We start from the raw sequence: 22,993 nt of genomic DNA, 5'->3' as shown, positions 1-22,993 counted from the left end.
ATGTCCGTCGACGCAAAATCTGACACCCAGGCCCGGCCGAAGCGGCACGCCGCGCGGCCTGGTTCGGAGGGCGCGATGATGCGCAGGGCCGGTGACTGGGCCCGGCGTGGGCCGCTGCTGCCGGCGCTGATCTTCATGATCGTCGTCACCCAGTTGCCGTTCGTGGTGACGATCGTGGTGTCGTTCATGGACTGGAACGCGTACTACCCGAACGAGCGCGGGTTCGCCGGGTTCGCGAACTTCCGCCGGGTGCTGACCGACTCCAACACCCGGAACGCGATCTTCGTGACGATCCTGCTGACCGCGGGCGTCGTCCTGATCAGCCTGGTCCTCGGGCTGCTGATCGCGCTGCTGCTGGACCGGAAGTTCCGCGGCCGCGGTGCCGTCCGGACGATGATGATCACGCCGTTCCTGGTGGTCCCGGTCGCGGCCGCGCTGCTGTGGAAGCACGCGCTCTACAACCCGACGTACGGCCTGTTCAACGGTGTGCTGAAGTGGATCTTCGGCGCCAACGCGCCACAGCCGGACTGGATCAGCAACCAGCCGCTGTGGTCGATCATCTTCGCGCTGGTCTGGCAGTGGACGCCGTTCATGATGCTGATCCTGCTGGCCGGGCTGCAGAGCCGTCCGCTCGACGTGATCGAGGCGGCCGGGATCGACGGCGCGAACCAGTGGGAGATCTTCCGCTACATGACGCTGCCGCACCTGCGCCAGTACCTGGAACTGTCCGCGCTGCTCGGGTCGATCTACGTCGTCCAGAACTTCGACGCGGTCTTCACGATCACGTCCGGCGGCCTCGGTACGGCGAACCTCCCGTACACGATCTACCAGACCTTCTACACCGCGCACGACTACGGACGGGCGTCCGCGGCCGGCGTGATCGTGGTCATCGGCACGATCGCGATCGCGACGTTCGCACTGCGCTCGGTGTCGACGCTGTTCCGAGAGGAGACCGGGAAATGAGCGGCCAGGTCACGATCGTCACCGGGAAGAAGAACCGGGGTGGCGGGTTCGTTCTCAGCGGGGTCGCGTGGATCGTCGGGATCCTGTTCGTACTGCCGGTGCTGTGGATGCTGCTGACCTCGTTCCACTCCGAGGAGAACGCGGCGAAGAACCCGCCGGACGTCGCGGCACCGCTGACACTGGACGGGTACCGGTCGTTCTTCAGTACCGGTCCGTGGCCGTCGATCGCGAACTCGCTGACCGCGAGCGTGCTGTCCACGGTGCTGGTCATCCTGCTCGCGTTCCCGGCGGCGTACGCGCTGTCGATCCGGCCGGTGAAGAAGTGGACCGACGTGCTGTTCTTCTTCCTGTCCACCAAGATGCTGCCGGTGGTGGCCGGGCTGCTGCCGATCTACCTGTTCGCGCAGTCGGTCGGGTTCCTGGACAACATCTGGCTGCTGATCATCCTGTACACCTCGATGAACCTGCCGATCGCGGTCTGGATGCTGCGCAGCTTCCTGTCCGAGGTGCCGGTCGAGATCCTCGAGGCGGCTTCGGTGGACGGCGCCTCGCTGACCCGGACGCTCCGGTCCGTCGTCGCTCCGGTGGTCACGCCGGGGATCGCGTCGGCCGCGCTGATCTGCTTCATCTTCAGCTGGAACGAGCTGCTGTTCGCCCGGGTGCTGACCGGTACGGTGGCGCAGACGGCGCCGGTGTTCTTGACTGGGTTCGTGACCAGTCAAGGATTGTTCCTCGCCAAAGTCTGTGCCGCGTCCATCGTGGTGTCGCTGCCGGTGCTGATCGCCGGGTTCGCCGCGCAGGACAAACTCGTCCAAGGGCTGTCGCTGGGGGCGGTCAAGTGAAGTTGTCAGCATCCACTCTCGATTCTCTCCAGATCGTTGCCCCTAGCTACGACCGTACGGCGGTGACGCCGGGGATCGTGCACTTCGGAGTCGGTGGGTTCCATCGGGCGCATCAGGCGATGTACCTCGACCGGTTGATGAATGACGGGAAGGCGCTCGACTGGGGGATCGTCGGCGTCGGGGTGTTGCCGAATGATCAACGGATGGCGGAGGTGATGGCGGCCCAGGACTGTTTGTACACGTTGGTGATCAAGCATCCGGACGGGCGGTTGGAGCCTCGGGTGATCGGTTCGATCGTCGACTACCTGTTTGCGCCCGACTCGGCCGAGGCGGTGTTGGATCGGATGGTCGATCCGGCGACGCGGATCGTGTCGTTGACGATCACCGAGGGTGGGTACCACGTCAATCAGGTGACGGGGGAGCTGGACGCGTCGGATCCGGCGCTGGCCGCGGATCTCGTGCCGGAGGCGACGCCGGGGAGTGCGTTCGGGTTCATCGTCGAGGCGCTGCGCCGGCGGCGGGAGGCCGGCGTACCGCCGTTCACCGTGATGTCCTGCGACAACATCCCCGGCAACGGGCACGTGGCGCGCAAGATGATCGCCGGCTTCGCACGCTTGAAGGACCCGGTCATGGCGGACTTCCTGGAGAACGAGGTGCGGTTCCCGAACTGCATGGTCGACCGGATCACGCCGGTCACCACCGACGCGGACCGGGCCGCGCTGGCCGAGCGGTTCGGCGTGGAGGACGGCTGGCCGGTGGTGTGCGAGCCGTTCACACAGTGGGTCCTCGAGGACGACTTTGGCGGGGTGCGGCCGCCGTACGAGGATGTCGGCGTCCAGATCGTCGACGACGTCGAGCCCTACGAGCTGATGAAGCTGCGGCTGCTGAACGCGTCGCACCAGGCGCTGGCGTACCTCGGGTTCCTGGCCGGCTACCGGTACGCGCACGAGGTGTGCCAGGACAAGCTGTTCGTCGACTTCCTGCTCGGCTACATGGACGACGAGGGGACGCCGACGTTGCCGCCGGTGCCCGGGGTGGACCTGGACCGGTACAAGCACCAGCTGATCGAGCGGTTCGCGAACCCCGAGGTACGGGACACGCTGGCGCGGTTGTGTGCGGAGAGCTCGGACCGGATCCCGAAGTGGCTGCTGCCGGTGGTCCGCGAGCAGCTCGCCGCCGGCCGGGAGATCAAGCGGTCGGTGCTCGTGGTCGCGTCGTGGGCGCGGTACGCCGAGGCCGTCGACGAGCAGGGTCAGCCGATCGAGGTCGTCGACCGGCTGCGGGACAAGCTGGTCGAGCGCGCGCAGCACAACCGGGAGGATCCGCTGGTGTTCATCTCGGACCCCGACCTGTTCGGGGACCTGGCGTCGGACGAGCGGTTCACGACGCCGTACAAGGCGGCCCTGCGGTCGCTGCACGAGATCGGCGCCCGCCGTACCTTGGAGGCACTCTAGTGTGGGGGCATGACTGAGCTGAGGCTGGTCGCCGGGGTGGACTGCTCCACCCAGGCGACCAAAGTTCTGGTGTGCGACGCCGAGACCGGTGCGGTCGTCCGCGAGGGCCGGGCACCGCATCCGGACGCCACGCAGGTGGATCCGGCCGAGTGGTGGAAGGCGTGGGAGACCGCGTCCGACGGCCTGCTCGACGGCGTCCAGGCGATCGCCGTCGGCGGCCAGCAGCACGGCATGGTCCTCCTCGACGAGTCCGGCGAAGTCGTCCACCCGGCCGTCCTCTGGAACGACACCAGCTCGGCCGACGCCACCACCGAGTTGATCGCCGAACTAGGCGGCCCCGAGGCATGGGCCGACGCCATCGGCTCGGTCCCCGTTCCGTCCTTCACCGTCACGAAGCTGCGCTGGATGCGCGACGAGGCGGCGGCGAACGACGTACGGCGGGAGGCTGTGCGGCGGGCCGCTGCTGTGGTGTTGCCGCACGACTGGATGACGCACAAGCTTGCCGCTGACCGGTCCGGGATCGAGGGGATCACCACCGATCGGGGAGATGTTTCCGGGACCGGCTGGTGGGCGCCGACTTCGGACAGCTATCGGACGGACCTGGTCGAGCTCGCGTTCGGGCGGCAGTTGCGGTTGCCGCGGGTCGCGGGTCCGGCGGAGATCGTCGGGCAGACGGCGTTCGGTGCGGCGATTGCGGCCGGTACCGGCGACAACGCGGCCGCGGCCCTCGGCCTGGACCTCCAGCCGGGTGACGTCGCGGTCTCGCTCGGCACCAGCGGTACGGCGTTTGCCCGCTCGGCGCACCCGACGAAGGACTCGACCGGCCTGGTCGCCGCGTTCGCCGACGCGACCGGCGAGTACCTCCCGCTCGTCTGCACGCTGAACGCGGCGCGCGTGATGTCCGCGACCGCCGAGATGCTCGGCCTGGACCTCTCCGCCTTCGACGAGGCCGCGATCACCTCGCCCGGCAGCAACGGCCTGGTCCTGCTCCCGTTCCTGGACGGCGAACGTACGCCGGACCTCCCGCACTCCACCGGCCTGATCTACGGCCTGACCCGCGCCACGATGCAGCCCGCGACCATGGCCCGCGCCGCCGTCGAGGGCCTGCTCTGCGGCCTGGCCGACGCCGTCGACGCCCTCCGCGACCAGAACGTCCCGGTCCAGCGCGTCCTGCTCCTGGGCGGCGGCGCCCGCTCCCGCGCCGTACAGGCCCTTGCCCCGGCCCTCCTCGGCGCCGAGGTCGTCCTCCCCGAACCGGCCGAGTACGTCGCCCTCGGAGCCGCCCGCCAAGCCGCCTGGGCCCTCTCCGGCGCCGCGACCCCGCCCACCTGGAACATCCCGCTCGGCAAGCCGGAGCCCGCCGTCACCGTCGACGCGACCACCATCCGCGCCAACTACGAGCAGGTCCTCACCAACACCCGCCCGCTCCTCTCCCAGCCGTACAACCGCTAGGACTCGGCGATCCGCCGCAGCGTGCTGCGTACTGCGGCGGGCGCCTCACGGAACAGTTCCTCGTCCAACGCCTGCGCGACGGCGATCGCCTTGCGGGCGGTACGGCGGCCCGCCGGCGTGAGCTGCAGCCGGTACGCACGAGCGTCCGCCGGGTCCGCCGTACGCCGGAGGAGGCCGCGGTCCTCGAGGTTCTTCACGACCTTCGAAGTCATCATCCGGTCGGCGCCCGCCGTCTCCGCGACCTGCTGCTGGGTCGGCGCGCCCTGCGTGTGTTCGACCCATCCGGTGGACGCCAGCAGCAGGAACTGCGTCGGCGTCAGCCCGACGTCACGCAGCCGGCGATCCAGCTCGGCCCGCCAGCGCAACGCAGCGTGATGCAGCCAGAACCCAGGCGACGCCAGTGGCCCTTCCGGTACGTCGGCACTCATACGACCGCCGCGGCGCGCGCCTCGAGAGCGGACCACGTGCGGAAGAAGTCCCTCCGCATCCGCCGCCCGAAGTAGAACCGGAACAGCGGCACCAGTGGCCCGGTAACCTGTACCGTCCGGGTGCACCGGATCTTCCCGCCGGGCAACTGCTCGTACTCGTTCGACCCCCACAGCTTGCCGCCCGGCAACGCGCACTCGCTGGCCCACCGGCGCTCCGGCACCACCTCGGTCAGCGTGAACGCGGCTCCCGGATTGCCCTTCTGCTTCACCCACCCGCTGGTCCCGACGGCGAACTCGCCGTCGAGCCGCGCGACATCCTCGTGCGGATCCCACTCCGGCCAGCGCGCGACGTCCGTCACCACTCGCCAGACCGCCGCGCTGTCACCGCCGATGACCGTTTCCGCTGTGATCTCGTACATCCCGGCCTCCTGTTGTCGTGACAACAGTAATTGTCGTCACGACAACAGTCAACGACTCGCGTCGAGCAGCGCCTCCGCGGCCGGTGTGCGCGCGTACAGCACGACCCGGCCTACGCGGTGGGCGCTGACCAGGCCTGCCTGGCGGAGCGTGGTCAGGTGCTGGGAGGTGCCACCCGGGGTCAGGCCTGTGCGGCTGGACAACTCCGTGGTCGACCGTGGGCTGTCCAGCTGGGTGAGGAGCGTGGCGCGGGAACGGCCCAGGACGCCGGCAAGGCCGGTTGGCGTGCTGGGCGAGGTGGTCCAGAGAGTGGCCATGCCGCGCGCCGGATAGGTGAGCGTGGGTTGCCAGGGTGGGATGGTGCTCGTGTAGACGGTCGGCCAGACGAACGCCGACGGGGTGAGCAGCAGGCCTTCGCCGGTGAGTTGCCGGTCGCCGTGGAAGCGGCGGTGGCGGATGGACAGTACGCCGTCCCGCCACGTGACGCCGGTCGCGAGGTCCTCGAAAAGCCCGGCCGGACCCGCCTGCCCCAGGCGGCGGCCGCGGTACAGCAGGTCGCCGTCGAGGAGCGCGCGAATCCGGCCCCAGTACGGCGCGATCGCCAGCGCCCAGTACCGCTCGACCTGCGCCGCCAGTTCCACCATCCCGCCCGCCGGGTCGGCGTACAGCTCGGCGACTGCCGCGGACGGCAGCTCGCCGGGTCGTGGTGTGCGCAGCCGCCGTGGCATCCGGGCCTCGGCCAGCGAGCCGAGCGGCGTACGGCGGGCGTACGCGAGCACGTCGAGGTCGGCCCGTACCTGCTCGGGCGGCACCCGCCGGAGCGCCCCGAGATCCGTCTCCAGGTCCGGCACCGGACTCTTCGGCGGCGGGGTCAGGAAGTCCGCGAGGTACCACACGTCCGGATCCACCAGGTCGAACAACAGCCCCAGCTCGACCCCGTCCAGCCGCTGCCGGACCGCGGTCGCCCACGCCCGGTGGAACGGATGCGGCCGCCCTGTCCGGAGCAGCCGGACGCTCGCCACGACCTCCCACAACGGGGACATCGCGAGCCGCGTCCGGGCCAGATCCGCCACGGTGAAGGTCAGCGTCAGCATTCAGCCCAGACTAAATCATTTCCGGTACGCCGCCCACCGGCCGGAGGCTGTCCGCATGAACCACAACCGTCTGAAGATCGGCGAACTCGACGTCCACCGGCTCGGCTTCGGCGCCATGCGACTGACCGGCTTCCGCCCCGCCACTGACCGCTCAGGCGCGATCAAGGTCGCCCGGCGCGCCGTCGAACTCGGGGTCGACTTCATCGACACTGCCGACGCGTACGGCGTCGGCGCCAACGAGGAGCTGCTCGCCGAGGCGCTCCACCCGTACGACGGCGTACTGATCGCCACCAAGGTCGGCCACACCCGCCCGTCGCCGCGCGAATGGGTCCCGTGCGGGCGACCGGAGTACCTCCGGCAGGCGACCGAGCTGTCGCTGCGCCGGCTCCGGGTCGAGCGCATCGACCTCCTCCAGCTGCACCGCGTCGACCCCGCCGTACCGTACGCCGACCAGCTCGCCACGCTCGCCGGACTGGTTGCCGAGGGCAAGGTACGGCACGTCGGGCTCTCCGAGGTGTCGGTCGAGCAGCTGGTCGAGGCCCGGCAGTACGTCGACGTGGTGAGCGTGCAGAACCGGTACAACCTCACCGACCGCAAGCACGAGGCCGTCCTCGACTACTGCACCGCCGAGGGGATCGCGTTTGTTCCGTGGGTCCCGATCGCGCACGGAGAGCACGCCGGCTCCCAGTTGCTCGGCATGATCGCCGCCGAACTCGGCGCCACCGCAGCGCAGTTGTCGCTCGCGTGGCTGCTCCATCGGTCGCCGGTGATGCTCCCGATCCCGGGCACCAGCTCGCTCGAACATCTGGAGGAGAACGTCGCCGCCGCGGCACTGGAACTGACCCCGGACCACCTCGCCCGGCTCGCTGCGCTGAGCCCTGTGGGCTGAGCTGCCCTCTACAGTGGGGGAATGGTCTACATCGGTGGGGTGCTCGGGCTGATCGGGCTGCTGACGTTGCTGTTCCGCGACGGCGACGTCGTCGGGCTGCCCGCCGTGGGCGTCGGGGCCGGGCTGCTGGTGATCGGCGTCGGCCTCGGCGCGCTGGGCGTGCTCCGCCGGCGCGCCGCCCGGCGCCGGAAGATCGAGCGCGGCGAACCGGTCCCGGTCGGGAACGTGTTCGAACGCGCGCAGGCACTGCCAGGGCTGCTCCGCGACGTACGCCGGGGTATCTACACCGACCTGCCGCGGAACCGGACGTTCCTCTGGCTGCTCGCGATCGTCTACCTGGTGTCACCGATCGACATCATCCCGGACCTGCTCCCGATCATTGGTGTCACCGACGACGCCGGCGTGTTCATGTGGCTGCTCACCAGCGTCTCGACCGCCACCGGCCTCTACCTGCGCAAGCAACGCGAGCAGCTCCCGCAGCAACCCCCGCCGCGGGGCCGCCGGGCTACGGACGGCGGCTGAGCCAGTCCGCGACGTCCTCGGCCGCCTCCTCGGGATGCTCGTACGCGAACAGTTGCAGGGGATCCGTCGGCGTACCGCGGCCGCCGAGGCGGTTGGCCGCGGCAACGAGTTTCTGAGCGGCGGCGAGCACCCGCGCCGCTTGTGCCGCCGCCTCCGCCGGATCGTCCAGCGCCGCGACCCCGGCCGCCAGGTCCGCGACCTCGCACGCCTGGTACGCCATCGCGACCCGCGCCCGGTTCATCCGAACGCCCGCACGAAGAACAGCCCGGTCATCAGTACGGCGGTGCTCAGCACGAGCCCCCGCAGTACGCCGGCCGGCAACCGCCGCACCACGTGCGCCCCGGCGTACCCGCCGATCATCGCGCCCGCGAGCATCGCCACCAGCTGCAACGGCTGCGCCAGTACGTCGGCCGCGAACACGAAGATCACCGCCGCCGTCAGGTAGACCGCGGCGACCTGGATGACCCGCAGCGGGTTCCCGCGCGCCGGGTCGAGCGTGGTCGTCGCGGTCCAGAACGCGAGCATCATCAGCCCGACCGCACCGCCGAAGTACCCACCGTAGATCGCCAGCAGGAACTGCCCGGCCAGGATCGCGGCCGGGCCTGGCTGCCCTAGCTTGAGTGCAGCAGTGAGCCGCTTGCCGAAGGCCAGAACCAGCGTCGCGAACGCCAGCAACCAGGGCACAGCCGTGTCGAACGACGCCGAGGGCAGAACCAGTAGCAGGCCCGCGCCGAGCGCCCCGCCCGCGACGCTGGCCAGGGTGAGCCGGCCGGGCGAGGGCCGCTGGAAGCCTTCGAGCTCGCGGCGGTAGACCCAGGCGCTGGTCGCGTTCCCGGGCAGCAGCGCGACGGTCGTGGTCGCGTTCGCGGTCACCGGCGGCATGCCGGTGCCGACCAGCGCGGCGAGGGCCACGAAGCTCCCGCCGCCGCCGACGGCGTTCAGGGCACCGGCCGCGACACCGGCCAGGAGGATCAGCAGCACCCTTCGAGGATCCGGGTTCCACGGACACTCCACAATGCGCGATCCCCGTAGCCAGCCTCAGTCTGAGACGTAGGCTGACGATATGCGGTACGACCTGGACGATCTCCGGCTGTTCACACACGTAGCGGCGGAAGGCTCGATCACCGCCGGAGCGCGGCTGATGCACCTCAGTCTGCCTTCGGCCAGCGCGCGGGTCAGAGCGCTCGAAGCGCAGGCCGGCGTACCGCTGCTGGTGCGTGAGCGGCGCGGCGTCCGGCTGACCCCGGCAGGCGCCACGCTGGCCCGGCACGCCCGCGAGGTGCTGGCCGAGACGACCCGCCTGGACAGCGCGGTCGCGTCGTACGCCGTCCCGAGCTCGGCCCCGATCCGCCTGGTCGCAGGCGGGTCCGCGATGCACCAGCTGGTCCCGCTCGCGCTCGCCACGTTCCTCCGCGACCATCCGGAGTACGACGTGAACGTGAGCGAGCGGCGTACCGTCCGGATGGTCCGCCTGCTCGCGGCCGGCGAGGCCGATCTCGGCGTGATCCTCGACGACGAGCCGACCCCGCTGCGCACCGAACCGCTCGCCGACGACTCGCTGGTCGTGATCGGCCAGGCGGGCGGCACGCTGTCGGGGCGGGCCTCGATCGCGTACGCCGAGGTCGCGGAGCACCCGCTGGTCGGGCTCGACCGGAACTCGCCGCTCAGCCAGTGGATGGACGACCGGCTCGGCCCGCACGCCCCGGCGCCGCGGTACCGCACGCTGGTCCCGACCTTGCACGCACTGATCACCCTGGCGACGGCCGGCGCCGGGTTGGCCGTCGTACCGCGTCGGGCTGTCGACCCGAGTGCCGAGGTGGACATCTGCCCGCTGCAGGACGCGTGGTCGACCCGGCATCACCTGGTCTGCTACGCGGCCGACGCTCCGGAGGCGGCGCACCTGCTGGCGGAGCACCTGCACGCAGCGGCTAGCGTTCAGGCATGAGTGCGGACATTCCCCTGCAGGCGTTCGAGGCCTTGCTGCACAGCCCGAACGTGCCGACGGTGTGCCGCGCGCTGAACATGTACCAGGTCGCCGCGGCGTACACCCAACTCAGCGGCGGCAACCCGCTCGAGCCACTGGCCGCCGACGTACGGCAGGTAGCCCTCGACATCCTCACCCACCCACCGGTCGAGGCGAGTGCCGACATCACCGCCGGCTTCGACCACGTGAGCGCCCTCAACGTCCTCACCACCCTCGCCGAACCCGCGGACCTCCCGCTCATCACCACGATCCTCGAAACCAGTCCGCACGAGGAAGTACGCGCCGTCGCCGCCCTGGCCGCGACGACGGCGCGGAGGGGGTAGCAGCCTCAGCGGACGGTGAGGCGTTCGGCGACGGCTTTGCGGGCCTGGTGGATGCGGGCCTTGACCGTGCCGAGCGGGACGTCCAGTTCGTCGGCGATCTCGGCGTACGAGAGGGCGCCGAGGTCGCGGAGGACCAGGGGCTGGACGAGTTGGGGGTGGCTGGACTCGAGGGCTTCCAGGGCTTCGAGGAGGTCGAGGCGGGAGCCGGCGATGACCGAGGTGGTGCGGGGGTCGACGGACTCGGGGAGGACCTCGGCGGACTGTTCGACCGAGCGGCGCTTCAGCGTGCGGTAGGTCTGGCGCGCCTGGTTGGTGGCCACGATCGTCACCCAGCCGGCGAAGCTCCCGGTGCCGCGGAACGTGTGCACCTTGTTCGCCACCTGGAGCAGCGTGTCCTGGACCGCCTCCTCGGCGTCCTCCCGGTACGGCAGGAACTTGGCCACCCGGCGCTGCACCTGCGGACGGATCGCCTGCAGAAGTTGTGGAAGCACCGTCTGGTCCCCGGCCGCGGCACGGGCACCGAGTTCTTCCAGTTCCTCCGTCATGCTCCCCCTTTTGGACTGGTTTGTGACCGACAATAGCGGGGATGGATGTCATCGGGCGGTACCGGTTACGGGACAAGATCGGCGCGGGTGCGTTCGCGACCGTCTGGCGGGGGTACGACGACGACCTGGACGTCGACGTCGCCGTCAAGGTGCTGGCGGACAACTGGGCGTCGCGCGCCGACGTGCGCGAACGCTTCCTGTCCGAGGCACGCCTGATGCGCCGGATCTCCAGCGACCGCGTGGTCCGGGTGTTCGACCTGGGCAAGCTCGACGACGGCCGTCCGTACTTCGTGATGGACTACGTCGGCGGCGGCACGCTGGCCGACGTCCTGCGACACGGCCGGCTGGACGCGGTCGACGCGCTCTGGTGGGGTGCCGACCTCGCCCGCGCGGTGGCCGCACTGCACGGTGAAGGCGTCGTACACCGCGACGTCACCCCGGCGAACCTGCTGCTCCGCCCCGGCGACGAGGCCGGCGGCGGCACGCACCGGATCGTGCTCGCCGACCTCGGCCTGGCGAAGCGCGCCGCGGAGGCGTCCGGCCTCACCCAGGCCGTCGGTACGCCGTCGTACATGGCGCCCGAGCAGGGCCGCGGGAACGGCGGCTTCGACGAACGCGCCGACATCTACGCGGTCGGCGCGGTCACGTACGCGCTGCTCACCGGCCATCCGCCGTACTCCGCGTCCTCGATCGGCGACGTCCTGAACCGCGACCCGGACCTCCCGCCGCAGACCCTCCGCCCGCTGCTGCACGACTCGGTCGGCCAGCTCGACGACGTCTTCGCGCGGGCGCTCGCGTACCGGGTCGACGATCGCTGGGACCGCGCCGACACCCTGGCCGACCGCCTGGAGGCCGAGGCCTACCGCCTCGAGCAGGAGGCGCCGGTCCGGGCCGGCGAGCGGACCACCATCACCGAGGACGACCTGGACACCACGGTCGCCACCGATCCACCGGTACGCCGCCGTCGCCGGAGACGCCGGTGGTTCCTGCTGGCCCTCCCCGTGGTGTTCGTCGCGGCGGGTGCCGGGGGATGGTTCCTCTTCGGGAGATGACCAGAACAACAGTTCAGTAGGTGACGGTGATCCGCTGGGCGGCGGGGTCGATCCGGACCTGGCCGCCGTACGGCAGCGTGAGCATGGGGTCGGTGTGGCCGATGTCGAGGCCCTTCACGAGGACCGCGTCCGGGTTGTACTCCGTGAGGGCTCGGTCGACCGCGAGGTACTGGTCGGTGACGTAGGCGACCGACTGTTCCGGCGGCAGTTCCTGGAACAGTGAGCGGGACTTCGGGCGGCCCCACAGGACGGCGTCGAAGCGTTCGAGCAAGCCACGTTCGCCCATGGTGCGGAGGATCCGGTAGACCGTCTCCGCGGACGGCATCTCCTCGCTGGTTTCGCCGAACAGGACGCCGCCGTACGACGAGGTCGGCAGCATCCAGCGGTTCGCCGACAGCTGGAAGTCGAGGATCTCGAGGCAGCCGCCCCAGAGTTTCCCGGTCACCTCGCGGGTGCCGCTCCACAGCCAGCCGGTGCCGGGGAACAGCTCCGGCTCGGTCTCCAGGTTCGCCGGGACGTTCCAGTCGTGGTCGAGGTCCGTCCACCCGGTCGCCGGCGTCAGGTCGAACTCGCCGCCGGTGAACAGTGCCGCGCGCAACGACCGTTCGGTGTCCGGGTGCATCGCGCCGCCGCGGCCGAACTGCACCATCACGCTGCCGCCGTAGTATCCCGGCAACCCCAGTGAATAAAGGAAGTTGTGCAGGTTCGTGTTGTCGCTGTACCCGAAGAACGGCTTCGGGTCGGCCTGGAACACGGCCGGGTCGAGATGCTTCAGGACAGTGATCTGGTCGTCCCCGCCGATCGTCGCGATCACGGCCCGGATCGACGGATCCGACCAGGCCGCGTGCAGATCCGCCGCCCGTTCCGTGGGGGTGCTGCCCATCCGGCGCGTCGTCGGGTACTCGACCGGCTCCAGCCCGAAGTCCTCCCGCAACCGGCGCAGCCCGAGCTCGTACGGCCCCGGAAAGATCTCCGGCAGTCCCCGGGACGGCGAGACGATCGCGACCCGGTCACCTTCCTTCAGCACAACTCAGACTCCGATCGGGTGCCACACGGTCTTCAGCTCGAGGTACTGCGTGAGCCGCGAGAGCCCCTGGTCCGCGGACCAGTCCTCCTCGGCGGGACGGCGTACCCGCTTGAGGTTGCCGGCCGCGGCGATCTCGAGGTCGCGCGCCTCGTCCGCCGACGAGCTGCCGCACAGGTCGATCGCGTTCACGTCCTGGTGCGACGCCAGCCACGGCCCGATCTCGGACGCGGACCCGGTCAGCAGGTTCACCACGCCGCCCGGTACGTCGGACGTCGCCATCACCTCGCCCAGCGTCACGGCCGGCAGCGGGCGCTCGTACGACGACACCGCGACCACCGTGTTGCCGGACACGATCGCGGGCGCGATCACGCTGGTGAGACCGAGCAGCGACGAGTCCTGCGGGGCCAGCACCGCGACCACACCGGTTGCCTCAGGCAACGAGAAGTCGAAGTACGGGCCGGCCACCGGGTTCGACGAGCCGACCACCTGGGCGATCTTGTCGGCCCACCCGGCGTACCAGACCCAGCGGTCGATCGACTCGTCCACGACGGCGCGCGCCTTCGAGATCGACAGGCCTTCGCCGGCGGCGACCTCGGCGCTGAACTGCTGGTGCCGCCCCTCCATCACCTCGGCGATCCGGTACAGCACCTGGCCGCGGTTGTACGCCGTCCGCGCGTGCCAGCCGTTGAACGCCTTCCGGGCCGCGACGACCGCGTCCCGGGCGTCCTTGCGGGAGGCCTGCGACGCGTTCGCGAGGAACTTGCCCTTGGCATTGTTCACGACGTACGACCGGCCCGATTCGCTGCGTGGGAAGGCGCCGCCGATGTACAGCTTGTAGGTCTTTCGCACCTCGAGCCTCGGGGTTTCCTTAGTGGGCAAGGTAGGCCTCCAGACCGTGGCGGCCGCCCTCGCGGCCGTAGCCCGACTCCTTGTAGCCGCCGAACGGCGAGGTCGGGTCGAAGCGGTTGAACGTGTTCGCCCAGACCACGCCGGCGCGCAGCTGGTTCGCCATCCAGAGGATCCGCGAGCCCTTGTCGGTCCAGATCCCCGCGGACAGCCCGAACGGGGTGTTGTTCGCCTTCTCGACCGCCTCGGCCGGGGTCCGGAACGTCAGCACCGACAGCACCGGTCCGAAGATCTCCTCGCGGGCGATCCGGTGCGCCTGCGAGACGCCGGTGAACACGGTCGGCGGGAACCAGTAGCCCTGCGGCGGCAGCTCGCACTCCGGCGACCAGCGCTCGGCGCCCTCGTCCTCGCCGATCTGCGACAGCTCGCGGATCTTCGCGAGCTGGGCGGCCGAGTTGATCGCGCCGATGTCGGTGTTCTTGTCCAGCGGGTCGCCGACGCGCAGCGTCTCCATCCGGCGCTTCAGCCGGCCGAGCACCTCGTCGTACACGCTCTCCTGGACCAGCAGCCGCGAGCCCGCGCAGCAGACGTGGCCCTGGTTGAAGAAGATGCCGTTGACGATGCCCTCGATGGTCTGGTCGATCGGGGCGTCCTCGAAGACGATGTTCGCCGCCTTGCCGCCGAGCTCCAGCGTGACCGCCTTGTGCGTCCCCGCGACCGACTTCGCGATCGCGCGGCCGACCGCGGTCGACCCGGTGAACGCGACCTTGTCGACGTCCGGGTGCTCGACCAGCGCCTGACCGGTACGGCCCGCACCGGTGACGATGTTGACCACACCCGGCGGCAGGTCCGCCTGCTGGCAGATCTCCGCGAACGCGAGCGCGGTCAGCGGGGTGGTCTCGGCCGGCTTCAGTACGACGGTGTTGCCCGCGGCAAGCGCCGGCGCGATCTTCCACGCCAGCATCAGCATGGGGAAGTTCCACGGGATCACCTGGCCCGCGACACCCCACGGCTGCGGGTCGTCACCGACACCGGCGTACTCGAGCTTGTCGGCCCAGCCCGCGTAGTAGAAGAAGTGCGCGGCCACCAGCGGGATGTCGACGTCGCGGGACTCGCGGATCGGCTTGCCGTTGTCCAGCGACTCCAGCACTGCGAGCTCGCGGGAGCGCTCCTGGATCAGCCGCGCGATCCGGAACAGGTACTTCGCCCGGTCGCGACCCGCCATCGGGCCCCAGACCTTGTCGAACGCCCTCCGTGCCGCGCGCACCGCCTTGTCGACGTCGGCCGGCCCGGCCTCGCTGACCTCGGCCAGCACCTCTTCCGAAGCGGGAGACACGGTCTTGAACGGCTTGCCGTCCGTCGCGTCGGTGAACTGGCCGTTGATGAACAGCCCGTACGACGACCTGATGTCGACGATGGCCCGCGATTCCGGTGCGGGTGCGTACTCGAATCTGCTCATGCCTGTCAGTCCAAGGTGAAGTAGTCGGGGCCCGGGTAGTGCCCGGTGGCCAGCTTGGTGCGTTGCATCAGCAGGTCGTTCAGCAGGCTGGAGGCACCGAAGCGGAAGAGCTCCGGGTCCAGCCAGTCCGGTCCGGCCGTCTCGTTGACGGTGACCAGGTACTTGATGGCGTCCTTGGAGGTCCGGATGCCGCCGGCCGGCTTGACGCCGATGTGCAGCCCGGTGGCCTCGTGGTAGTCACGGACCGCCTCCAGCATCACCAGCGTGACCGGCAGCGTGGCCGCGGGGGACACCTTGCCGGTGGAGGTCTTGATGAAGTCCGCGCCGGCCAGCATCGCCAGCCAGGACGCCCGCCGGACGTTGTCGTAGGTGACCAGCTCGCCGGTCTCCAGGATCACCTTGAGATGCGCGTCACCCGCGGCCTCGCGGATCGCGGCGATCTCGTCGAAGACCATCGCGTACCGCCCGGACAGGAAGGCGCCGCGGTCGATCACCATGTCGACCTCGTCGGCACCGGACGCGACCGCGTCCTTGGTGTCCTGGACCTTGATCGCCAGGCTGGAACGCCCGCTGGGGAAGGCGGTGGCGACGCTCGCGACGTTGATCCCGGAGCCCTCCAGCTCGCGCTTCGCGGTCGCGACCAGGTCCGGGTACACACAGACCGCGGCGACCTGCGGGGCGCTCGGGTCGGCCGGGTCGGGCCGTTTCGCCTTCGCGCACAGGGCCCGCACCTTGCCGGGGGTGTCCTGGCCCTCGAGCGTGGTCAGGTCGATCATCGAGATCGCCAGGTCCAGCGCGTACTGCTTGGCGGTGGTCTTGATCGACCGGGTGCTGAGGGTGGCGGCACGGGCCTCCGCGCCGACCTGGTCGACGCCCGGCAGCCCGAGCAGGAACCGGCGCAGCCGGTCCTCGGACGAGGTCACGTCGGCCAAGGTGTCGACGTCCTTGTCGAGCCCGCTGTCGAGTGTGGTCACCCACGGCAGTCTAGTGCCGATTCTGAGGGCCGGTTACGTTGTGCTGGTGAAGTCGAAATCGCCGGAGAGCGAGCAGTACCTGTCCGCGTCGAACCGGATCACCGGGACCATCGTGCTGGTGATCGGGGGTCTCGGGCTGCTCGACGTGATCCTGGAGTGGCGGACCGCGACCGGGGTGCTGGTCGGCAGCATCATCGGGATCTTCATGATCCTGGCGTACGTCGGCCTGATGCGGCCGTCGGTGACGCTGGACCCGGAGCACCTGCTGCTCCGCAACCACCTGCGCGACCACCGGATCCCGTGGTCGAAGGTGACCGGTGCCGACGTCACCGACCTGCTCCGGGTGCACACCGACGCGAACCGTTACCGGGCGCCCGGCGTCCAACTGGTCATGCGCGATCTTCGCAAGCAACGGGTCGGCGGCCGGAAGCTCGCCGCGGACAACTCGATCTCGAAGGCCGACATCGTGGTCAACCGGATCGAGAGCCACATCGAGCAGTACGCCGGGAAGTCACAGGGTGACGTGGTCACCGCCTGGGCCCGCCCGGAGCTGATCGCGCTCGTCGTCCTGGCCGTGAGCGCCGTCGTCGCAGGCATCCTGCGCTGATCCGTGCTGACACGCAGGACGTTCCTCCGTACCGGTGCGGCCGCCGCAGTCGCCGCCGTCGCCGGAGTCACAGCCCTGGAGACGGGTGCCGTCCCCGGCCGCGGCCGGGTCCACGAACTGCTCGGGCTCACCGGCCCGGACGGCGTGGTCCCCGACGTACCCGCTGGTCCGGTCGTGTCCGGGACCTTCGCGTCCCGGGCCCGCCGTACCGAGGTCGGTTACAGCGTCGTCTACCCGGACGGGTACGCCGCCGGCGCCCGGCTGCCGGTCGTCCTCGCTCTGCACGGCCGCGGCGGCGACCACCGCGCGGCGGTCAACGACCTCAGCATGGACCGCTACCTGACCGCTGCGGTCCGCTCCGGTACGCCGGCGTACGCGATCGCGACCGTCGACGGCGGGCCGGACAGCTACTGGCACCGCCGCGCCGACGGCACCGACCCGGGCGCGATGATCGAGCAGGAGCTGTTTCCGTTGCTCGCGGCCCGTGGTTTGACGACCGGCCGGTACGGCGTCCTCGGCTGGTCGATGGGCGGGTACGGCGCTCTGCTCCAGGTGCTGCAGCGCAAGGTCCGGCCGGTCGCGGTCGGCGCGATGAGCCCGGCGCTCTGGCACCGGTACGCCGACGTGCAGGCGGGCGCGTTCGACAGCGAGACGGACTTCGACAGCAACCAGGTGCTAGGTAGGGCAACCAGTTTCCAGGGGGTGGCGGTCCGCATCGACTGTGGGCGGGACGATCCGTTCGCAGGAGCCGCCCACGATCTGCGCACCGAGCTGCAGGCGGACGGCGGGCAACAGCCAGGTCTGCACACCGGCGGCTACTGGCGGCGCATGCTGCCTGACCAACTGCGATTCCTGGGTGCGAAACTTGCCGGCTGAGAAGCAATTCAGCGGAACTGTGGCGTGAATCGCTGCGTCAGAGCCCGTGTTCAAGCCCTGGTGAACCCCTGTGCACTCCAGGATTGGCTCAACAGGTCCCAATAGACACATCGAGAGTGGAGCTCATGGTCAACCTCTCCCGCTACACCCTGCGTGGCGTGGCCGCGGTCGGTGCCCTGGCCGGCCTCGCCGCCCTGGCACTGCCGAACGCCCAGGCCGCGCAGACCTCCAGCACGGCGACCACGGCCGCCACGGCCGCGACCGCGACGCCTTCCGCGCCGATCGACGGCACGGCGTACGCGATCGGCAACCCGCCTGCCGGTGACGGACTGACGACGAAGTCGTCGGCGACGAACGTCGTGCAGTACAACCGCCTGTACAAGACCGGTGCGATCCCGACGTCGAAGTGCAAGGAGCTGAACGTCTCCCTGCGCACGTTCGCGGGCGTCGTGGCCTACGAGAACAACCTGTTCAAGTGCCTGTACGGCTCCTGGGCGCTGCCGCTGAAGCAGGCCGGCGCGAACTACAAGGTTGCCCCGAAGCTGGTTGTGCACAACAGCCGCTCGGTCAACTCGTACTGCGGCGTCGTGACCGACACCGCGTTCTTCTGCGGATACAACGGTACGCAGACCATCTACATCCCCGCGTACCAGATCATCAACTACTGGAACCAGCAGAGCCCGACCTTCGCGCGGGCGTACGCGACGTTCACGCTGTCGCACGAGTACGGCCACCACGTGCAGTGGATGACCGGCATCCTGAGCTCGTCCTTCCAGCGGACGGCAGCCATCAGCACCTACGCCGGGCGGCTCGAGGAGAGCCGGCGTCGTGAGCTGCAGGCGTCCTGCCTGGGCGGTGCCGTGGACGGCGCGAACAAGCGCAACTACCCGTTCAGCGCCGGCTTCATGACCCAGTACAACTGGATCATCAGCCACAGCGGTGACCAGCCGGGCGGCGCGCGGGACCACGGTTCGCTGAAGAACCACGCGTTCTGGACGACCTCCGGCTTCAACGCCCGGCACAGCTACACCGTCGCGGGCAACTGCAACACCTTCCGCGCCTCGTCCGCCTACGTCGCCTGATCCAGACGTGAGCTGACGACTCGCAGCACGTAACTCAGCCGCCCGGTACGCGTTGGCGTACCGGGCGGCTGTTGCGTTTTGGCGACACCTGCACGATCTGCGATCGTGTGGTTACTTGTTCGTGGCGCAGAGGCCCTAGAGTTCTGAGTCGATCGTCGAACGGCAGGAGTCACAGTGAACTACGACGAGTTCAACACCGAGTACGCGAAGGTGCTGGACAAGATCAAGAGCGGCCGGTCCACCTGGTCGGAGCTGTCCGGGCATGTCACCCGGCTGCGCCAGGCGACGGTCGGGATCACCACGCCGGTCGAGCGCACCCAGGTCGACCACGACCTCGCGGCGCTCAGCCAGATGGTGGACATGTCCCGGCGGACCAACGACAAGGAGGACGTCTGGACGGTCACGTCGGACGCGATCCGCAAGGCCAGCAGTCAGGAGGGCACGGTCGCCGACCGGATCGCCCGGATCGAGGCGGCCATCAACGACATCTCCGCGCTGGCGAACCGGAACCCGGACGAGCGGGACGCGCTGATGCAGTCCACCAGCACGCTCCGCATCCTGCACTCGTCGCTGCAGAGCTCTCTGCACGCCGAGCAGGCCGAGACAGCCGCAGCTGCCCGCTGACCTCTCGGAGCCACCCGCCAGGTGCTCCTAGATACCTGCCGCGGCAGCCAGGTCCGTCTTGATGGCTGCCAACGCGCCCGCTGCCTCGACCCGTGCCGCGGCCACGTCCGTGGTCACCGGCACGACCACCTCGAGGTAGCACTTGAGCTTCGGCTCGGTACCCGACGGGCGTACGACCACGCGTGCGCCGTCGGACAGCGTGTAGCGCAGCCCGTCCGTCGGGGGCAACGACTCGGACCCCTGGCCGAGGTCGTCGATCCGCTGCACGCTGTACGCCCCGAGCGTCGTCGGCGGTGTCGCGCGCAACCGGTCCATCGCCCGCGCGATCAGCGCCAGGTCGTCCACCCGCGCCGACAGCTGGTCGGTCGCGTGCAGGCCGTGCTTGACCGCGAGGTCGTCCAGCAGGTCCACCAGCGTCCGCCCGGCCGCCTTCGCCTGGGCCGCGAGCTGCAGTACCCGGACCAGCGTCGACACGCCGTCCTTGTCCTTCACCGCGTCCGGGTCCACGCAGTACCCGAGCGCCTCCTCGTACCCGAACGCCAGCTCCGGGACCCGGCCGATCCACTTGAACCCGGTCAGCGTCTCGACGTACCGGACGCCGTACGACGCCGCGATCTTGCCGAGCAGCGACGAGGACACGATCGAACACGCCGCCACCCCCGCTGACCCGGGCAGCAGGAACTCTCCGAGGAGGCTGCCGAGCTCGTCGCCGCGCAGCATCCGCCACCCGCCGGCATCCGGTACGGCGACCGCGCACCGGTCCGCGTCCGGGTCGTTCGCGACCGCGATGTCCGCGTCGATCGCGCGGGCCAGGTCCAGGGCGGCGTCGATCGCGCCCGGCTCCTCCGGGTTCGGGAACGAGACGGTCGGGAAGTCCGGGTCCGGATCGGCCTGGGTCGCGACCACCTGCGGTACGGCGAACCCGGCGCGGGCGACGGCCGCCTCGACCAGGGTCCGGCCGACACCGTGCAGCGGCGTGTAGGCGACCTTCAGGTCCCGCGGCGCGTCCGCGGGGACGAGCTGGGCGATCCGGTCCAGGTAGGCGTCCAGCAGGTCGTCCCCGGCGGTCTGCCAGTCGTCGCCGCGCGGCACCTCGGCCAGCGGGCCGACCGCGGCGATGGCGGCCGCGATCCCGGCGTCCGCGGGCGGCACGATCTGCGAGCCGTCGCCCAGGTAGACCTTGTAGCCGTTGTCCTGCGGCGGGTTGTGGGACGCGGTCACGACCACGCCGGCGACCGCGTGCAGGTGCCGGATCCCGAACGCGACCACCGGCGTCGGGGCCGGCCGGTCCAGCAGTACGGCGTCCAGCCCGGCGCCGCGGATCACCGCCGCGGTGTCCCGCGCGAACACGTCCGACTTGTGCCGGGCGTCGTACCCGATCAGCACCGGGCCGTCGGTCAGGCCCTTCGCCTTCAGGTACGCCGCGAGTCCGGCGGCGGCGCGGATCACGACCACCCGGTTCATCCGGTTCGGTCCGGCGCCGACGGCTCCGCGGAGTCCCGCCGTACCGAACTCCAGGGTGCCGGAGAAGCGGTCGGCCAGCTCGTCGGTGGCCCCGGCGTCCAGGAGCTGGGTGAGCTCCGCGCGGGTGTCGGGGTCGGGGTCCTCACGCAGCCAGGCCTCGGCGGCTGCCTTCAGGTCATCTGTCACATGGGCACTCTAATGACCCGACGACTGACATGGCCTGGACCGGATGTCCGCCACGTAGTCGTCGGGGGCGCCGGCCGCCTCGGCGGCCTCGGCGAGGATGCCCAGGTAGCGGGCCGACGGGAGGCCGCCCTCGTACGCGTTCAGCACGTACATCCAGGCCAGCTGCTCGCCGTCCAGGGTCTGCACCCGGACCTGGATCTTGCTGTAGACGTCCTGGTCGATCCATTCCCACTCGTCGAGCCGCTCGACGTCCTTCGGGTGCACGTCGTACAGCGCGACGAAGACCTGGTTGGCGGCGTCGGCCGGGTCCTCGACCACGGTCGCCATCGCGCCCTCCCAGCCGAGCTCCTCGCCGCCGAAGGTGAGGCGCCAGCCGGCGATCCACCCGGTCCCGCGCAGGGGCGAGTACGGGCACCGCTCAGCCATCAGGTTCGGGTCCAGATTCGACGCAAACGCGGCGTACAGGGTCACGGAAAAACAGGATACGGAACAATGGCCTCCCGTGGCGCGAGTTGTGATCATCGGAGGCGGTCCAGGCGGGTACGAAGCGGCCAGTGCGGCCGCCCAGTTAGGGGCGGAGGTGACGGTCGTCGATTCCGACGGGATCGGCGGTTCTGCCGTGCTCACCGACTGTGTACCCAGCAAAACCCTGATCGCCACCGCGGAGGTGATGACCGAGGTGGAGGAGGCCGGCGAGCTGGGAGTAAGGCTGGACGACGGCGACGACGATCCCGCGAACTCCGTGCGTGTCGATCTCTCCGTCGTCAACAAACGGGTGAAGGCGCTGGCCGCCGCCCAGTCCTCCGGGATCAGCCGCCGGCTGGACCGGGACAAGGTGCGGGTGATCCAGGGCCGCGGCCGGATGGACGGCCCCGAGACGGTCGTGGTCGGCGACGAGCGGCTGGACGCCGACGTCGTGCTGATCGCCACCGGGGCAAGGCCGCGCATCCTCAAGGGCTCCGAGCCGGACGGCGAGCGGATCCTCACCTGGGAGCAGGTCTACGAGCTCGAGGAGCTGCCCGAGCGGCTGATCGTGGTCGGGTCCGGTGTCACCGGCGCGGAGTTCGCCAGCGCGTACGACGCGCTCGGCAGCGACGTCGTACTGGTGTCGTCCCGGGACCGGGTGCTGCCGGGGGAGGACGCCGACGCGGCCGCCGTGCTGGAGGACGTGTTCAAGCGCCGCGGGCTGACCGTGCTGAGCAAGTCCCGGGCCGAGTCGGTGAAGCGGTCCGGCGACGGGGTCGTGGTGACGCTGACCGACGGCCGGAAGGTCGAGGGGTCGCACGCGCTGCTCGCGGTCGGGTCCTTGCCGAACACCGACGACATGAATCTGGTCGAGTCGGGCGTGTCGCTGACCGACGGCGGGTTCGTGCAGGTCGACCGGGTGTCCCGGACGACGGCCCGCGGGGTGTACGCGGCCGGCGACTGCACCGGCGTACTGATGCTGGCCTCGGTGGCCGCGATGCAAGGCCGGATCGCGATGGCGCACGCCCTCGGCGACGCCGTCACACCGTTGGACCAGTCAACGGTGTCCGCGAACGTGTTCACCGCCCCGGAGATCGCCACCGTCGGCCTCACCCAGGCGGTCGTGGACGCCGGCGGCAGTACGGCGCTGGTCGTCAAGGTGCCGCTGTCCGACAACGCCCGCGCCAAGATGCAGGGCGTCCGGGACGGTTTCGTGAAGCTGTTCTGCCTGCCGAACACCGGCATCGTGGTCGGCGGCGTGGTGGTGGCGCCGCGGGCCAGCGAGCTGATCCACCCGATCTCGCTGGCCGTCGGCACCCGTCTCACAGTCGACCAGGTGGCCCAGTCGTTCACGGTCTACCCGTCGATCTCCGGATCGGTCGCGGAGGCGGCGCGCCGGCTCCACCTCCGCAACTGAT

26 protein-coding genes are annotated in these 22,993 nt (G+C 70.3%); 14 read left to right on the top strand and 12 right to left on the bottom strand.

From position 1 onward, the window contains the following. The 4 genes from ACFV9C_RS09730 (at position 1) to xylB (ending at position 4,711) form a co-directional block, all read left to right on the top strand. Positions 1–963, top strand: coding sequence for a carbohydrate ABC transporter permease (locus ACFV9C_RS09730; RefSeq protein ID WP_380192166.1), 963 nt, complete (start codon positions 1–3; stop codon positions 961–963). Beyond that, complete coding sequence (locus ACFV9C_RS09725; RefSeq protein WP_380192164.1) at positions 960–1,805, top strand: carbohydrate ABC transporter permease; 846 nt, start codon at positions 960–962, stop codon at positions 1,803–1,805. Before ACFV9C_RS09730 ends, ACFV9C_RS09725 begins: the two co-directional genes overlap by 4 nt. A 62-nt stretch (positions 1,806–1,867) precedes the next feature. Next, positions 1,868–3,259, top strand: a complete 1,392-nt coding sequence (locus tag ACFV9C_RS09720) for a mannitol dehydrogenase family protein (protein ID WP_380192162.1) — start codon at positions 1,868–1,870, stop codon at positions 3,257–3,259. 9 nt (positions 3,260–3,268) lie between these two features. Continuing rightward, a complete protein-coding gene (gene xylB / locus ACFV9C_RS09715) occupies positions 3,269–4,711 on the top strand; it encodes a xylulokinase (RefSeq protein ID WP_380192160.1) in 1,443 nt (480 codons plus the stop codon). Here xylB and ACFV9C_RS09710 read toward each other — a convergent pair. From ACFV9C_RS09710 to ACFV9C_RS09700, 3 genes are read right to left on the bottom strand one after another with little or no spacing between them, the layout of a single operon-like run. Beyond that, the gene (locus ACFV9C_RS09710; RefSeq protein ID WP_380192159.1) at positions 4,708–5,139 is read right to left on the bottom strand and encodes a MarR family winged helix-turn-helix transcriptional regulator; all 432 of its coding nucleotides are present in this window, start codon (positions 5,137–5,139) and stop codon (positions 4,708–4,710) included. The genes xylB and ACFV9C_RS09710 overlap by 4 nt on opposite strands. Next, on the bottom strand, positions 5,136–5,558 hold the full coding sequence (locus ACFV9C_RS09705) for an SRPBCC family protein (protein ID WP_380192157.1): 423 nt from the start codon (positions 5,556–5,558) through the stop codon (positions 5,136–5,138). The genes ACFV9C_RS09710 and ACFV9C_RS09705 overlap by 4 nt, the downstream gene beginning before the upstream one ends. 48 nt (positions 5,559–5,606) lie before the next feature. Continuing rightward, the gene (locus ACFV9C_RS09700; RefSeq protein ID WP_380192156.1) at positions 5,607–6,650 is read right to left on the bottom strand and encodes a DUF5937 family protein; all 1,044 of its coding nucleotides are present in this window, start codon (positions 6,648–6,650) and stop codon (positions 5,607–5,609) included. Between the two features lie 55 nt (positions 6,651–6,705). Between ACFV9C_RS09700 and ACFV9C_RS09695 the strand changes: the two genes are divergently transcribed. Together ACFV9C_RS09695 and ACFV9C_RS09690 are read left to right on the top strand one after the other, a co-directional pair. Continuing rightward, positions 6,706–7,539, top strand: a complete 834-nt coding sequence (locus ACFV9C_RS09695; protein WP_380192155.1) for an aldo/keto reductase — start codon at positions 6,706–6,708, stop codon at positions 7,537–7,539. A gap of 21 nt (positions 7,540–7,560) precedes the next feature. After that, the gene (locus tag ACFV9C_RS09690; RefSeq protein WP_380192154.1) at positions 7,561–8,061 is read left to right on the top strand and encodes a YkvA family protein; all 501 of its coding nucleotides are present in this window, start codon (positions 7,561–7,563) and stop codon (positions 8,059–8,061) included. On the opposite strand, the gene ACFV9C_RS09685 is transcribed toward ACFV9C_RS09690, so the two are convergent. Both ACFV9C_RS09685 and ACFV9C_RS09680 read right to left on the bottom strand, forming a co-directional pair. Beyond that, positions 8,045–8,302, bottom strand: coding sequence for a hypothetical protein (locus tag ACFV9C_RS09685; protein ID WP_380192153.1), 258 nt, complete (start codon positions 8,300–8,302; stop codon positions 8,045–8,047). The two genes, ACFV9C_RS09690 and ACFV9C_RS09685, sit on opposite strands and share 17 nt — an antisense overlap. After that, a complete protein-coding gene (locus tag ACFV9C_RS09680; RefSeq protein WP_380192151.1) occupies positions 8,299–9,042 on the bottom strand; it encodes a sulfite exporter TauE/SafE family protein in 744 nt (247 codons plus the stop codon). Before ACFV9C_RS09680 ends, ACFV9C_RS09685 begins: the two co-directional genes overlap by 4 nt. A gap of 82 nt (positions 9,043–9,124) precedes the next feature. On the opposite strand from ACFV9C_RS09680, the gene ACFV9C_RS09675 reads away from it, so the two are divergent. Together ACFV9C_RS09675 and ACFV9C_RS09670 are read left to right on the top strand one after the other, a co-directional pair. Next, entirely contained in the window at positions 9,125–10,006 is an 882-nt protein-coding gene (locus ACFV9C_RS09675) for a LysR family transcriptional regulator (protein WP_380192149.1), read from the top strand. After that, positions 10,003–10,368: a hypothetical protein gene (locus tag ACFV9C_RS09670; RefSeq protein ID WP_380192147.1), complete on the top strand. Its 366-nt coding sequence runs from the start codon at positions 10,003–10,005 to the stop codon at positions 10,366–10,368. The genes ACFV9C_RS09675 and ACFV9C_RS09670 overlap by 4 nt, the downstream gene beginning before the upstream one ends. A gap of 5 nt (positions 10,369–10,373) precedes the next feature. Here the strand turns inward: ACFV9C_RS09670 and ACFV9C_RS09665 are convergent, their stop codons facing one another. Then, on the bottom strand, positions 10,374–10,913 hold the full coding sequence (locus ACFV9C_RS09665; RefSeq protein ID WP_380192145.1) for an RNA polymerase sigma factor: 540 nt from the start codon (positions 10,911–10,913) through the stop codon (positions 10,374–10,376). A 41-nt stretch (positions 10,914–10,954) separates the two neighbouring features. Between ACFV9C_RS09665 and ACFV9C_RS09660 the strand changes: the two genes are divergently transcribed. Further along, positions 10,955–11,965 (top strand): serine/threonine-protein kinase, encoded by a 1,011-nt coding sequence (locus ACFV9C_RS09660; RefSeq protein WP_380192143.1) that lies wholly within the window; start codon positions 10,955–10,957, stop codon positions 11,963–11,965. A gap of 13 nt (positions 11,966–11,978) precedes the next feature. Here the strand turns inward: ACFV9C_RS09660 and ACFV9C_RS09655 are convergent, their stop codons facing one another. From ACFV9C_RS09655 to deoC, 4 genes are read right to left on the bottom strand one after another with little or no spacing between them, the layout of a single operon-like run. Further along, positions 11,979–12,992 (bottom strand): S66 peptidase family protein, encoded by a 1,014-nt coding sequence (locus ACFV9C_RS09655; RefSeq protein WP_380192141.1) that lies wholly within the window; start codon positions 12,990–12,992, stop codon positions 11,979–11,981. A 3-nt stretch (positions 12,993–12,995) separates the two neighbouring features. Then, positions 12,996–13,841 carry an aldehyde dehydrogenase family protein gene (locus tag ACFV9C_RS09650; RefSeq protein ID WP_380192139.1) on the bottom strand — a complete coding sequence of 282 codons (846 nt, stop codon included), beginning with the start codon at positions 13,839–13,841 and terminating at the stop codon, positions 12,996–12,998. A gap of 19 nt (positions 13,842–13,860) precedes the next feature. Further along, positions 13,861–15,297, bottom strand: coding sequence for an aldehyde dehydrogenase family protein (locus ACFV9C_RS09645; protein WP_380192138.1), 1,437 nt, complete (start codon positions 15,295–15,297; stop codon positions 13,861–13,863). A gap of 5 nt (positions 15,298–15,302) precedes the next feature. Beyond that, a complete protein-coding gene (gene deoC / locus ACFV9C_RS09640; RefSeq protein WP_380192136.1) occupies positions 15,303–16,271 on the bottom strand; it encodes a deoxyribose-phosphate aldolase in 969 nt (322 codons plus the stop codon). A gap of 46 nt (positions 16,272–16,317) precedes the next feature. On the opposite strand from deoC, the gene ACFV9C_RS09635 reads away from it, so the two are divergent. The 4 genes from ACFV9C_RS09635 to ACFV9C_RS09620 all read left to right on the top strand — a co-directional run bounded on the left by ACFV9C_RS09635 (position 16,318) and on the right by ACFV9C_RS09620 (position 19,460). After that, on the top strand, positions 16,318–16,878 hold the full coding sequence (locus ACFV9C_RS09635) for a PH domain-containing protein (protein ID WP_380192134.1): 561 nt from the start codon (positions 16,318–16,320) through the stop codon (positions 16,876–16,878). Between the two features lie 3 nt (positions 16,879–16,881). Then, positions 16,882–17,754, top strand: a complete 873-nt coding sequence (locus ACFV9C_RS09630; RefSeq protein WP_380192132.1) for an alpha/beta hydrolase — start codon at positions 16,882–16,884, stop codon at positions 17,752–17,754. Positions 17,755–17,879: 125 nt separating this feature from the next. Continuing rightward, entirely contained in the window at positions 17,880–18,836 is a 957-nt protein-coding gene (locus ACFV9C_RS09625; protein ID WP_380192131.1) for a neutral zinc metallopeptidase, read from the top strand. Between the two features lie 174 nt (positions 18,837–19,010). After that, positions 19,011–19,460 carry a hypothetical protein gene (locus tag ACFV9C_RS09620; RefSeq protein ID WP_380192129.1) on the top strand — a complete coding sequence of 150 codons (450 nt, stop codon included), beginning with the start codon at positions 19,011–19,013 and terminating at the stop codon, positions 19,458–19,460. 27 nt (positions 19,461–19,487) lie between these two features. Here ACFV9C_RS09620 and ACFV9C_RS09615 read toward each other — a convergent pair whose 3' ends face one another. Then, on the bottom strand, positions 19,488–21,110 hold the full coding sequence (locus ACFV9C_RS09615; protein ID WP_380192127.1) for a phospho-sugar mutase: 1,623 nt from the start codon (positions 21,108–21,110) through the stop codon (positions 19,488–19,490). A gap of 9 nt (positions 21,111–21,119) precedes the next feature. Continuing rightward, entirely contained in the window at positions 21,120–21,581 is a 462-nt protein-coding gene (locus ACFV9C_RS09610) for a gamma-glutamylcyclotransferase (protein ID WP_380192126.1), read from the bottom strand. 31 nt (positions 21,582–21,612) lie between these two features. On the opposite strand from ACFV9C_RS09610, the gene ACFV9C_RS09605 reads away from it, so the two are divergent. After that, positions 21,613–22,992 (top strand): NAD(P)H-quinone dehydrogenase, encoded by a 1,380-nt coding sequence (locus ACFV9C_RS09605; RefSeq protein ID WP_380192125.1) that lies wholly within the window; start codon positions 21,613–21,615, stop codon positions 22,990–22,992. Position 22,993: the final 1 nt, after the last annotated feature.

Origin of the sequence: Kribbella sp. NPDC059898 (assembly GCF_042730855.1) — a bacterium.
Classification (GTDB): domain Bacteria; phylum Actinomycetota; class Actinomycetes; order Propionibacteriales; family Kribbellaceae; genus Kribbella.
The sequence above is the reverse complement of the archived record's forward strand: the minus strand, read 5'-3'. Positions and strand labels throughout refer to the sequence as shown.